Below are 11,514 nucleotides of genomic sequence, written 5' to 3' on the forward strand. Positions count from 1 at the left end.
CCGCCCAGGCGCAGTATCGAACTCAATCGGTTCTGTCAGTCGATCAACCAGTCGGAGAACAACCATGAGTAAGAAAATGCACGTCTTGTCGATGATCGCCGCAGCCACCGGTCTGGCTCTTTCCGGTGCCGCCGTGGCGCAGTCGGGCGAGGCAGATCTGCAGGTCAAGCAATCCAAGCAGTTTGGCGAGTACATCGTCGACGCCGATGGCGGCGCGCTTTACCTGTTCACCACCGATACGCAAGGGCAGGGCAGTTCCAAGGCGAGAAGCAGCTGCCAGGATGAATGCCTGAAGGTCTGGCCGGCGTATACCATCGAGGGCGAGCCGAAGGTGGGCGATCAGTTGCAACAGGATCTGGTCTCGACGTTCAAGCGCGCCGATGGGCAGACCCAGGTCACTTACGGCGGCTGGCCGCTGTACTACTTCCAGAAGGATTCCGGCGCCAACGCCCCGCAGGGCCAAGATGTTCACGGCTTCGGAGGCGAGTGGTATCTCGTCGCGCCCGATGGCTCGAAGGTCGAAAAGGAACAGCAGCAGTAAGGTCGGCTAATGCAGGGGCGACGGGTTCGGCAAGCCAGGCTGCCCCGTCGCTTCCGCTTTTTACTTGGCTCGCAATCGGCCTGCTCAGACCAGCCGCTCGCCGACGTGCAGCAGTTTCATCGAGTTGGTGCCGCCGCGTGAGTTGTACACGTCGCCCTTGGTCAGGATCACCCAATCGCCCGCTTTGACATGCCCGAGCTGCAACAGCCGGTTGACCGCCTCGTGATTCACGTCGCTCGAGTTCAGCTCGGCCGGGTTGAAGAAGATGGACTGTACGCCGCGCATCATCGCTACCTTGCCAAGGGTCTGCGCATTGGGGGACAGAGCGAATATCGGCAGCGGCGAACGGATGCGCGACATGATCAAAGGCGTATGTCCGGTCTCCGTCAGGGTAATCACTGCGGTCACTCCGGGAAAATGATTGCCGGCGTACATTGCCGCGAGGGCTACGGTCTCATCGCAGCGCTCGAATTTTTCATGCAGACGGTGGCCCGATTGTTGGCTGGTGGGGTGTTTTTCCGCACCAATGCACACCCGTGCCATCGCCTGAACTGCTTCGATGGGGTACTTGCCCGCGGCGCTCTCGGCCGAGAGCATGACCGCATCGGTATAGTCCAACGCGGCGTTGGCGACATCGGACACTTCGGCGCGGGTCGGTAGAGGGCTGCTGATCATCGACTCCATCATCTGCGTTGCGGTGATCACCACCTTGTTCTGCGCCCGGGCGCGGCTGATGATCAACTTCTGAATGCCCACCAGCTCGGCGTCGCCAATCTCCACGCCCAGGTCGCCACGGGCGACCATGACACCGTCGCTGGCCTCGATCAGACCGTCCAGCGCCGCCTGATCGGCAACCGCTTCGGCGCGCTCGATCTTGGCGATCAGCCAGGCCTGGGATTCGGAATCAGCCAGCAGCTTGCGTGCCAGATGCATGTCCGATGCGTCCCGTGGGAAGGACACGGCCACGTATTCCATGTTCAGTTCGGCGGCGAGGACGATGTCTGCGCGGTCCTTGTCGGTCAGCGCTGCGGCCGAAAGGCCGCCGCCGCGACGGTTGATGCCCTTGTGGTTGGACAGGGTGCCACCGGCGGTGACGGTGCAGCGCACCTCGTCGCGTCCGACGCTATCGACCCGCAACACGATCCGTCCGTCATCGAGTAGCAGCTCGTCACCGGCCCGACAATCTTCGACCAACTGGGGATAATCGATACCCACCACGTCATGGTTGCCTTCGTCCAGTGGATGAGACGTGGACAGTCGGAAGTGATCACCCACCTCCAGCTGCGTCTTGCCTTCGCTGAAGCGTGCAATGCGGATCTTCGGGCCTTGCAAATCACCCAGCAGCGCCACGTGCCGGCCGCGATCAGCAGCCAGCTCGCGGACCAGACGAGCCCGCTCACGGTGCTCGTCCGGCGTGCCGTGGGAGAAGTTCATTCGGGCAACATCCATCCCCGCGTCGATAAGTGCTGCGATACACTCCGGGCTGGTGCTGGCCGGGCCCAGGGTGGCTACGATCTTGGTGCGGCGCAGTGTCATCGATGGATTCCTCCGATATCGGCGTTGGCAGGTATTTGCGGCCTACAATAGAGCATATGATCGACGCATGACAGGCCGCTGGAAGCCCAGCGAGCCGCTTTGGCATGCGGTAAAGGAGACTAGATGCATCCTCGTGTCAGCGAAGTGACCGAACGGGTCCGCGAGCGCAGCCGCGGCAGTCGCCAGGCGTATCTGCAGCAGATGCGCGAAGCTGGTGAACAGCCCCGCGGCCGGCGTGGACTGTCGTGCGGCAACATGGCGCACGGCATGGCAGCCTGCTCGGCGGCCGACAAGGACCGCCTGCGCATGATCGATGAGGTGAATGTCGGCATCGTGACTGCCTACAACGACATGCTTTCGGCGCATCAGCCCTATGAACGTTTCCCCGGGTTATTGCGCGATGCGTTACGTGCCTTCGGTGCCACCGGTCAGGTGGCCGGCGGCGTGCCGGCGATGTGCGACGGGGTGACCCAGGGCGAACCGGGCATGGAGCTGTCGCTGCACAGCCGCGACGTGATCGCCATGGGCACGGCGGTGGCGTTGTCGCATAACATGTTCGACGCTGCGTTGTGTCTGGGAGTGTGCGACAAGATCGTGCCGGGACTGCTGATGGGCGCCCTGCGCTTCGGTCATTTGCCGGTGGTCTTCGTACCGGCCGGGCCGATGCCGTCGGGGCTGCCCAATAGCGAAAAGGCGGCGGTACGCCAACGTTTCGCCGAGGGCAAAGCGACCCGTGAAGAGCTGCTGGATGCTGAAAGCCAGTCCTATCATGCGCCCGGCACCTGTACTTTTTACGGCACGGCCAACACCAATCAGATGCTGCTCGAAGCCATGGGGTTGCAGCTTCCGGGTTCGTCCTTCGTCAACCCGGATACCTCGCTTCGTGACGCCTTGACGGTCTATGCAGCGGAGCAATCGGCGCGCCTGGCGCGCCGCAGAGAAGGCCGACTGGCATCGATCGTCGATGAGCGCGCGATCGTCAATGCGCTGGTCATGTTGCTCGCGACCGGCGGATCGACCAATCTCACACTGCATCTGGTGGCGATTGCCCAGTGTGCGGGAATCATCATCGACTGGGACGACATGGCCAGCCTGTCTGAGGTGGTGCCCACTCTGGCGCGGATATACCCCAACGGCAAGGCCGACATCAATCAGTTCCAGGCCGCGGGTGGCACCGCATGGTTGTTTCGGCATCTGCTCGATGCGCAGTTGCTGCACGCGGACGTCGACACCATTCTCGGACGAGGGCTCGATCACTACACCCGGGAGCCCTCTCTTGATGAGAAGGGGCGAGTAGCCTGGCGTGACGGTCCCATACAAAGCCTCGACGACAGTATCCTGCGCGAGCCTGCCGCCCCGTTCAGTGTCGATGGCGGGCTGCGGCTGGTACAGGGCTCCCTGGGCCGCGGGGTGATCAAGACCTCGGCGGTATCGCCGGAGCACTGGCGCGTCGAGGCGGCGTGCCGCGTGTTCGATGATCAGAATGCCTTCGTCGAAGCATTCAAGGCCGGCGAACTCGAACGGGACCTGATCGCTGTTCTGCGCTTCCAGGGGCCCGCCGCCAACGGCATGCCCGAGCTACACAAGCTCACTCCCTACCTGGGCGTCCTGCAAGACCGAGGCTTTCGCGTGGCCCTGGTTACCGATGGACGCATGTCGGGCGCCTCCGGCAAGGTGCCGGCGGTCATCCATCTCTACCCCGAAGCCGCCCGTGGCGGCCCGCTGGCTTATCTGAAGGATGGCGACCTTTTGAAGCTGGACGCCAAAAACGGCTCCCTGATTCTTGCGGACGCGAGCGTGCTGAATGGTCGTGAGCCAGCCCAGCCGAGCCAGCCGATCAAACGCGGCATGGGCCGCGAGCTGTTCGGCTTCATGCGCAACGCACTCAGCGTCGCAGAGCAGGGCGCGAGCAGCTTCACTCAGAGTCTTGCGGAGGCAGACGATGTCGACACCGCTCGGTGAACTGGCACGCGCCAACGGGTTGCACCTTCACGACGCGGCATCGCCCGCTGAGCAGGCTCGGCTCATGGCCGATTTCGTGCTGGAGGCGCTTGCGCGAGCGCTGCATGAGCGTGGTCACGCCAGTCTTGCCGTCTCGGGAGGGCGCAGCCCGGCAGCGTTTTTCAAGCGACTCAATGAGTCCGAGTTGGACTGGGAGGAGGTCACGCTGACGCTCGCAGACGAGCGCTGGGTGCCGCAAGACGATCCGGAAAGCAACGCTGGCTTGGTGCAACGCAGTATGCCGAATGTGTTCGCCCGGGCTCATTGGGTGCCGCTCTATCGAGGGCTGGATCCGCACAAGGATGCCGCCGCGGTCAGCACCGACATCGAACGCCTGCTGCCGCTGGACGTCCTGGTGCTAGGGGTCGGTGCTGATGGCCACACCGCCTCGCTGTTCCCGGTTGGAGATCACCTGCTCGAAAACCTGCGAAGCGACGCGCCTGCATTGTGCCAGGCGGTTCCGGCGGCAGATCAGCGCCTGCCGCGCCTGACCCTGACCGGCGCGGTGTTGCAGCGTGCCCGGGTGCGTCTGTTGCAGGTCAATGGTGGAGAAAAGCAGGCGGTCGTTGCCCGCGCCTTCAATGCAGAGCCGCGAGAGATGCCCGTAGCCGCATTCCTGCAGCCTCCGATGGATATCTTCTACGCACCCAATCATGAGGAACCCCATGAGCCTGGCTGAGCACATCAAAACGCTGGACCGGATATTCGCTTCGGCGCGGGTGCTGCCCGTGATCAGCCTGCGCCGGGCAGAGGACGCGTTGCCGTTGGCCGATGCGCTGGAAGCAGGCGGCGTGACCACGCTGGAAATAACCCTGCGTACCTCATCCGCTCTGGGTGCGATCGCTCAATTGCGCCGGGACCGGGCCCATCTTTGCGTTGGCGCCGGCACCATACTGGACGGGCGCCAATACCAGCTGGCGCTGGATGCTGGCGCGCAATTCATCGTCACGCCGGGCTGCACCGAAGAACTCTTGACGCTCGGGCTGGATAGTCCGGTGCCGTTGCTGCCCGGCGTGGCCACAGCGTCCGAGATTCTGCAGGGCTACCGCTTCGGCTATCGACGTTTCAAGCTGTATCCGGCGGAGGTATGTGGCGGCATCGGGGCGCTGAAGTCCTTCGCCGGCCCCTTTGCCGGCATCCGTTTTTGTCCAACCGGCGGCGTGGCTAGGCACAAGGTGCCGGATTACCTGGCGCTGGACAACGTCATGGGTGTCGGCGGCACCTGGATGGCCCCGGCGGAGCTGATCGCCCAGCAGGACTGGGCGGGCATCACGCGGGTATGCAAAGAGTCGCTGGCCGAGGCAGCAGCGGACCTGTCGCGTTAGGGCTTGCTCGGATCCACGAAGCCGTCAGGCTTGACCACCAACACGTCGCAAGGCACATCGTCGAGCAGGCGCTCGGCGGTGTGGCCGACAAGCGCGGCGTCGAGGCGTGAGCGTGACACCGCGCCCATTACCAGCAAATCGATGTTCTGCTCTTCAACGAATTCCGGCATCACCTCTTCGGCGTAGCCCTGCAGAAGATGGCGGCGTTCGGCGGGCAGATCGAGCTTAGCGCCGAACTCCTCGAAGGCCGCAGCGTGACGCTTGCGAACATCCTCGGCGTAGCCGTCATAATCGGCAATCACGCTGGCGTCATACACCAACGTCTGCGGCAGCGGGCTGTAGCAATGAGCGACCTGTATCGTCCTTCGCCCGTTGCTGGCCAGGGCGCGGGCCGTTTTGACCAACTTGAAGTCAAGCGCCGCCGGCTTGTCTGCCTCATGCAAGGGGTCGATGCCGGCGCAGATGGTTTGGATGCTGCGATCGGCACGTTTGACCAGCCACAGCGGCGCTTCGCAATGGCGAATCAATTGCCAGTCCGTATTGGTCAGCAGCAACTGTTTGATCGGATTGTGGTGGTGGGTGGTCTTGAAAACCAGATCGGCACCGGTCTCGGCGACCGCATGCAGAATATTCCGGTCGAGCCGCTTGCCCCATACCGCCCGGGTATGGACCGTGACCCCGCGCTCGCGAAGAGGCGCGGCGAGCTTGTCGAGTTGACGCAGGTGGCTGTCTATCAGCGATGCACGAGCCTTTTCCAAGCCTGGCGTGGCGAACAGGATGCCCCCGTCCAGCGCCGAGTTGTAGTCACAGATGAACAGGGTCACGGCCGCTTGGGGATACCGCTCGCTCACCTCTTCGGCACGAATCAGAGAGGGCTGGGCCTCCTCCTGGCTGGTGGGGTCGATGACTACCAGAATGTGTTTGAAGTCCATGGTGCCGGGTCTCCTCTCGAACTGTTGAACGTGACGATGGATGTGCCCCCAGTGTAGACAGCCATGGCCGGCGCAGGGCTGACCTGCATCAACTCGCGTTCAAGATTATCCGATCGCCGCCGACAACTGTTCGAATCCTCAATTATCCAAGGCCTTCATGCGTCCGCTGATCATCATCTTCGCTGCCAGCCTGATTTCCAGCTGCGCTTCCAACACGCCCGGCAAGCATCTTGATCAGGCCTACCGGGCGTACGAGGCGGGCGACTGTTCCAGGGTCATCCTCGAACTGTCTCAGGCCGAGCGCACCAGCCGTTCGCGGCCTTACCTGCAACCCGAGATTTCCTTGTTGCGCGGGCTGTGTCTCGAACGCCAAGGGTTGTATCTCGACGCCATTCAGATCTACCGGCATCTGGTGCGCTACAGGCCAACCAGCGAATACGCCTATCGTGCGGGCGCGCGCCTGGAGACCCTCCGCCTGCTAGGACATCATGATCCGGAGGATTCGCTGGCGCCGGAGCGACGCTGACGCTTGGCCGCTTGGTCGGCCTGCTCTATGCTGTGATGCCGCGCCGGGGTCCGGGGCGAAATGACGGATCATTTCATGCGTCGATGGGTCTTAACTTTTAGCCTGCTGATGGTCATCGCGCCTTCGCATGCGCAGATCTACCGCTGGACCGACGAGCAGGGTCGAGTGCACTTTGGCGAGCGCCCCGGGCAGGGCGCGGAGCAGGTCGAAGTGAACCCGCAGATAATCGAACGCGACGCGCAGGTTCGCCAGCGCGAGCAAAATCTCCGCCGTATCATGGACGTACGCAGCGAGGAACGTGCTGCCGAGCAGTTGAAACTGACCGAGCAGCGTAACCGCCAGCGTGCCCAGTGCGACGCCTTTCGTCGTCAACTGGCGCAGCTCGACAAGCGCGTGTTCCGGTACGAGGAAGATGCCAGCGGCAGGCAGATCGAAGTCGATCGCAAGCGAGTCGAGGCGCGCAAGGCTGAACTGACCACGTTGGTCCAGGAGCGTTGTTGATGCCATCCCTGCCGTATTCCGGATCCTCCGGGCATGGGGAACAGAGACAGATTGCGCGAAACGAGTTAAGCGCCTATCTACAGTTGTACAATGCCTACAGCGGGCAGCCGATGGGCTTCATCGGCAACATTTCACCGCTTGGCATGATGATGATCAGCTCGATTCCGGTCATGGTCGAAGCCGTTTTCGACATGCAGATTCGTCTGCCCGCACAAACCGCCGAGGCCGAAACGCTCAGCTTCAAGGCTCGTAGTCACTGGTGCCGCCCGGACCTTACCCCCGGCCATTTCGATACCGGCTTCAGCATCGTCTCCAATCAACAGGCTTTCGCCGAGATCGCCCGGTTGCTCGAGCACTATTTCCGATTCGAACCCACCGATGATGCCTGAATACCTCGCTTGAGTTACCCTGCTGCTTTGCACGGAGCGGGGCAACATGGACAAGAGCATCTTCTGGTACGACTTCGAGTCCACGGGTATCGACCCGCGCTGTGATCGTCCGTTGCAGGTTGCCGGGGTACGCACCAACGAACAGCTGGAAGAAATCGGCGAGCCGTTGTGCATCGATTGTCGCCTTGCCGAGGATACGCTGCCGGCGCCCATGGCCTGCCTGGTTACCGGCATCGACCCGCAGCGTGTGATGCGTGGGCTTCCCGAAGCGGAGTTCATCCGGCGGCTCCATGACGAGATGGCCGCGGCGGGTACGTGCACGGTTGGCTACAACAACCTGCGCTTTGACGACGAGATGACTCGCTTCTCGCTGTATCGCAACTTCTACAACCCCTACGCTCGCGAATGGCAGGGCGGCAACAGTCGCTGGGATCTGCTCGACGCGCTGCGTACCGCCCATGCACTACGCCCGGACGGTATCAACTGGCCGCAGCAGGACGGATTCACCAGCCTGCGGCTGGAGCTGCTGACCGAGGCAAATGGCATCGCCCATGGTCAGGCCCACGATGCGCTGGCGGACGTGCGCGCGACGATCGCCATGGCCCGCCTGCTACGCCAGGCCCAGCCCCGGCTGTATGAATATCTGTATGCGCTGCGCAGCAAGCAGAAGGTATGCGAGCTGATCGATCTCCAGAGCGTACGACCCTTGGTGCATGTCTCGGGCCGCTTTGGTCGCGAACGGCACGGCCTGGCTGTCGTGTTGCCGCTCGGCTGGCATCCGACCAATCGTAACGCTTTGATCGTCTGGGATCTGGCCTGCGATCCGGCACTGCTGATCGATTTGTCTGCGGATGAAATCCGCTCTCGACTTTACACCCGGCGTGAAGAGCTGCCCGAGGGTCACGAGCGGCCCGGACTCAAGTTAGTGCATATCAACAAGTGTCCGGTGTTGGCTGATACCAAAGTTTTGCGGGAAGAAGATGTGAAGCGGCTCGATCTCGACATGCCGAGTTTATTCACCCGTGCAGAGCAGTTGGCTTCGTGGCGCGCCCTGGGTCAACCGCATCTCCGGGCGATTTTTGAAGCGGATGCCGAGCGCTCCCGCGAATCATCGAACGATTGCGATACACAACTGTATGAAGGTTTTGTAAGCGATGCGGACAACCGCTTGCTGCCAGCCATCCGGGAAGCGGAGGGCAGACTTCTCACCGCGCAACACTGGCCCTTGCGAGACCAGCGTTTGGCCGATCTTCTGTTTCGCTATCGCGCGCGAAACTTTCCCGAGTCGCTTGGTTCCGCAGAGCGGGAACAATGGCAAGTTTTCTGCCGCGAACGGCTCGAAGGAAAACGACCGGGCGCACCGATCACGCTGAGTGAGTTTTATCAGGAGGTTGCTCGCTTATCGCCGACGCTGGGTGACGCTCAACGGCAACTGCTCGAAGACTGGAAGAATTATGCGGGCGGTCTTGCGGCGAAACTTGGCATCGATGTAACCGAGACGGTAACCGAAGCCCATTAAAGAAAAACCCCGCCGGCGCAAGCGGGCGGGGTTTTGCTACTTCGGCAAGAAGCTTATCAGCCGACGATGGACATCCAGGATTCCACGGTGTCGGAGCCGTACTGTTCTTTCCAGGCTTTCAAGGTCTTGTGATTGCCGCCCTTGGTTTCGATAACTTCCCCGGTGTTCGGATTTTTATACTGCTTCACCTTACGAGCTCGCTTGCCACCCGCGGTGCGCGCAGCCTTGGGCGACGCGGACTTGTTGTCGGGCTCGACGATAGCCGCGACTTCACGCGGGCTCTTGTTGTACTGTTCCATCAAGTCGCGCAGCTTCTTTTCGAACTCGATTTCTTTCTTCAGCTTCTCGTCGTTGGACAACGACTCGAGGCGCTGTGAAAGTTCGCGAATGCGTTCTTCGATCTGGCGATATTCTTGCAGCATGGACATATTCGTTTACCTTGCTTGAGCAATTAGTTTGTCTGTGTGCGGAATATTAAGTTATTCATCTTCCTTAAACAAGAAGTGTGCAGAACTAAAAGCTTATTTGTACGGCTCGATCAGATGTATCAGCGTCGCGCCTGGCTGCTTTTGTATGCCCCAACGGGTAGAATGCTGCTTTTTCGGGCCGGCACCGTTCGGTCATTCCTGGAGTTTTCGAATGCGCACTTTTCGTCTGGTGATCGCCTGTCCCGATCGGGTCGGCATTGTTGCAAAAGTCAGTAATGTCCTGGCTGCTTACAATGGCTGGATCACCGAGGCCAATCATCACTCGGATAACCTTTCCAATTGGTTTTTCATGCGCCACGAGATACGCGCCGATTCGCTTCCTTTCGATGCCGACGGATTGCGCACCGCTTTCGCTCCGATTGCGGCGGAATTCTCCATGGACTGGCGCGTGAGTGATTCTGCCGAGCGCAAGAAAGTTGTATTGATGGCCAGCCGTGAATCACATTGCCTTGCTGATCTTCTGCATCGTTGGCATAGCGGCGAACTCGACTGCGAGATTACGAGTGTGATCTCCAATCATGATGATCTGCGCAGTATGGTCGAGTGGCATGGCATTGCCTTCCACCATGTTCCGGTCGATCCGCAGGACAAGATGCCTGCGTTTGCAGAGGTCACGCGGCTGATCGAAGAACAACAGGCCGATTGCATAGTCCTGGCGCGCTATATGCAAATCCTGCCACCCGAACTTTGCCAGCGGTATGCCAACCGCGTTATCAACATTCATCACAGTTTCCTGCCGTCGTTCGTTGGCGCTCGCCCGTACCATCAGGCAGCACAGCGCGGCGTGAAACTCATCGGCGCAACCTGCCACTACGTGACGGAAGAACTCGATGCCGGCCCGATAATCGAGCAGGACGTGGTCCGTATAACTCATCGCAATAACGCTGAGGACATGGTTCGGCTTGGCAAGGATGTGGAAAAGATGGTGCTTTCCCGTGGTTTGCGCTATCACTTGGAAGACAGGGTTCTGGTTCACGACAACAAGACGGTTGTGTTCAGCTAGCGGCGAGCAAGTACCGAGCCCTCGGAAGCGAAGGAGACGACATGCTCAAGATAGTAAAAGTGCGCGAATACATGACCGGCGATCTGATCTGTTTCTCCCCGGAAACGGAATTGGCCAAGGCCATCGAAACGCTTGTGCGTCAGGGTATCTCAGGCGGCCCGGTAGTCGATTCCAACCGACAACTTGTCGGCATGCTGTCCGAAAGTGACTGTCTGAAAGGGATTCTGACTGGCAGTTACTTTGAGGAAGCCAGCGTCAGCGTTGGCGAGGTAATGTCGAAGGTGGTCGATACCATCGAGGCAGATGCTGACATCATCAAGGCTGCGGAGCAGTTCGTCAGTAAAAGGATCCGGCGCCTGCCGGTTCTGGACGGAGGCCGCCTGGTGGGCCAGATCAGCCGGCGCGATGTGCTGCGCGCAGTCAACACGTTCAACCTGCACGGGGCGCCCAAATGAATGGTTTCGATGACGACGAAGAATCGTTCTGGGATCCGTTGGGCGCTGGCGCGGCAGGTTTGCCGCCGGTGCTGGGTGGGGGCTGTATGGCGCGCTTTGATCCGGCGAGCCTGAATGAGGAGTCAGGTGCGGATTTCTCCGCTCTATCGGCGGAGGGGCGCGACACCCGCCGCGCCGGTGACCAAGTCTAGCCAGTACCTCATTATCCTGAACCCAGCCTCCCGCACCGAAACTCAGCTCAAACGTTAGGGCGGACGGTCGTCGCACCTCGTACGATCGACCCAGCCCATCCGGCCCT

At 61.1% G+C, this 11,514-nt stretch carries 14 protein-coding genes; 11 read left to right on the forward strand and 3 right to left on the reverse strand.

Annotated elements, in window-relative coordinates; translation table 11 throughout:
- Positions 1–64: 64 nt before the first annotated feature.
- Complete coding sequence (locus BLT85_RS02965; RefSeq protein ID WP_093391746.1) at positions 65–541, forward strand: COG4315 family predicted lipoprotein; 477 nt, start codon at positions 65–67, stop codon at positions 539–541.
- 84 nt (positions 542–625) lie between these two features.
- Here the strand turns inward: BLT85_RS02965 and pyk are convergent, their stop codons facing one another.
- Positions 626–2,077, reverse strand: coding sequence for a pyruvate kinase (gene pyk, locus BLT85_RS02970; protein ID WP_093391747.1), 1,452 nt, complete (start codon positions 2,075–2,077; stop codon positions 626–628).
- A gap of 123 nt (positions 2,078–2,200) precedes the next feature.
- Between pyk and edd the strand changes: the two genes are divergently transcribed.
- Genes edd through BLT85_RS02985 form a run of 3 tightly spaced genes read left to right on the forward strand, consistent with a single transcriptional unit; the run spans position 2,201 to position 5,403 of the window.
- Positions 2,201–4,039 carry a phosphogluconate dehydratase gene (gene edd, locus BLT85_RS02975; RefSeq protein WP_093391748.1) on the forward strand — a complete coding sequence of 613 codons (1,839 nt, stop codon included), beginning with the start codon at positions 2,201–2,203 and terminating at the stop codon, positions 4,037–4,039.
- On the forward strand, positions 4,020–4,757 hold the full coding sequence (gene pgl / locus BLT85_RS02980) for a 6-phosphogluconolactonase (protein ID WP_093391749.1): 738 nt from the start codon (positions 4,020–4,022) through the stop codon (positions 4,755–4,757). Before edd ends, pgl begins: the two co-directional genes overlap by 20 nt.
- A complete protein-coding gene (locus BLT85_RS02985) occupies positions 4,744–5,403 on the forward strand; it encodes a bifunctional 4-hydroxy-2-oxoglutarate aldolase/2-dehydro-3-deoxy-phosphogluconate aldolase (RefSeq protein WP_093391750.1) in 660 nt (219 codons plus the stop codon). The genes pgl and BLT85_RS02985 overlap by 14 nt, the downstream gene beginning before the upstream one ends.
- Here BLT85_RS02985 and BLT85_RS02990 read toward each other — a convergent pair.
- The gene (locus BLT85_RS02990; RefSeq protein ID WP_093391751.1) at positions 5,400–6,335 is read right to left on the reverse strand and encodes a universal stress protein; all 936 of its coding nucleotides are present in this window, start codon (positions 6,333–6,335) and stop codon (positions 5,400–5,402) included. The genes BLT85_RS02985 and BLT85_RS02990 overlap by 4 nt on opposite strands.
- 157 nt (positions 6,336–6,492) lie before the next feature.
- On the opposite strand from BLT85_RS02990, the gene BLT85_RS02995 reads away from it, so the two are divergent.
- The 4 genes from BLT85_RS02995 to sbcB all read left to right on the forward strand — a co-directional run bounded on the left by BLT85_RS02995 (position 6,493) and on the right by sbcB (position 9,270).
- On the forward strand, positions 6,493–6,861 hold the full coding sequence (locus tag BLT85_RS02995) for an outer membrane protein assembly factor BamD (protein ID WP_093391752.1): 369 nt from the start codon (positions 6,493–6,495) through the stop codon (positions 6,859–6,861).
- Positions 6,862–6,936: 75 nt separating this feature from the next.
- The gene (locus tag BLT85_RS03000) at positions 6,937–7,362 is read left to right on the forward strand and encodes a DUF4124 domain-containing protein (protein WP_157718107.1); all 426 of its coding nucleotides are present in this window, start codon (positions 6,937–6,939) and stop codon (positions 7,360–7,362) included.
- A complete protein-coding gene (locus BLT85_RS03005; RefSeq protein WP_093391754.1) occupies positions 7,362–7,751 on the forward strand; it encodes a hypothetical protein in 390 nt (129 codons plus the stop codon). Before BLT85_RS03000 ends, BLT85_RS03005 begins: the two co-directional genes overlap by 1 nt.
- Before the next feature lie 46 nt (positions 7,752–7,797).
- Positions 7,798–9,270 carry an exodeoxyribonuclease I gene (gene sbcB / locus BLT85_RS03010; protein ID WP_093391755.1) on the forward strand — a complete coding sequence of 491 codons (1,473 nt, stop codon included), beginning with the start codon at positions 7,798–7,800 and terminating at the stop codon, positions 9,268–9,270.
- A 56-nt stretch (positions 9,271–9,326) separates the two neighbouring features.
- Here sbcB and mvaT read toward each other — a convergent pair whose 3' ends face one another.
- On the reverse strand, positions 9,327–9,698 hold the full coding sequence (mvaT, locus tag BLT85_RS03015) for a histone-like nucleoid-structuring protein MvaT (RefSeq protein WP_093391756.1): 372 nt from the start codon (positions 9,696–9,698) through the stop codon (positions 9,327–9,329).
- 211 nt (positions 9,699–9,909) lie between these two features.
- Between mvaT and purU the strand changes: the two genes are divergently transcribed.
- The 3 genes from purU to BLT85_RS03030 are packed head-to-tail and all read left to right on the forward strand — an operon-like array spanning position 9,910 to position 11,407.
- Complete coding sequence (gene purU / locus BLT85_RS03020; protein ID WP_093391757.1) at positions 9,910–10,761, forward strand: formyltetrahydrofolate deformylase; 852 nt, start codon at positions 9,910–9,912, stop codon at positions 10,759–10,761.
- A 41-nt stretch (positions 10,762–10,802) separates the two neighbouring features.
- The gene (locus BLT85_RS03025) at positions 10,803–11,216 is read left to right on the forward strand and encodes a CBS domain-containing protein (RefSeq protein WP_093391758.1); all 414 of its coding nucleotides are present in this window, start codon (positions 10,803–10,805) and stop codon (positions 11,214–11,216) included.
- Positions 11,213–11,407 carry a hypothetical protein gene (locus BLT85_RS03030; RefSeq protein WP_093391759.1) on the forward strand — a complete coding sequence of 65 codons (195 nt, stop codon included), beginning with the start codon at positions 11,213–11,215 and terminating at the stop codon, positions 11,405–11,407. Before BLT85_RS03025 ends, BLT85_RS03030 begins: the two co-directional genes overlap by 4 nt.
- Positions 11,408–11,514 lie beyond the last annotated feature (107 nt).

Source organism: Halopseudomonas xinjiangensis (genome assembly GCF_900104945.1).
GTDB lineage: Bacteria > Pseudomonadota > Gammaproteobacteria > Pseudomonadales > Pseudomonadaceae > Halopseudomonas > Halopseudomonas xinjiangensis.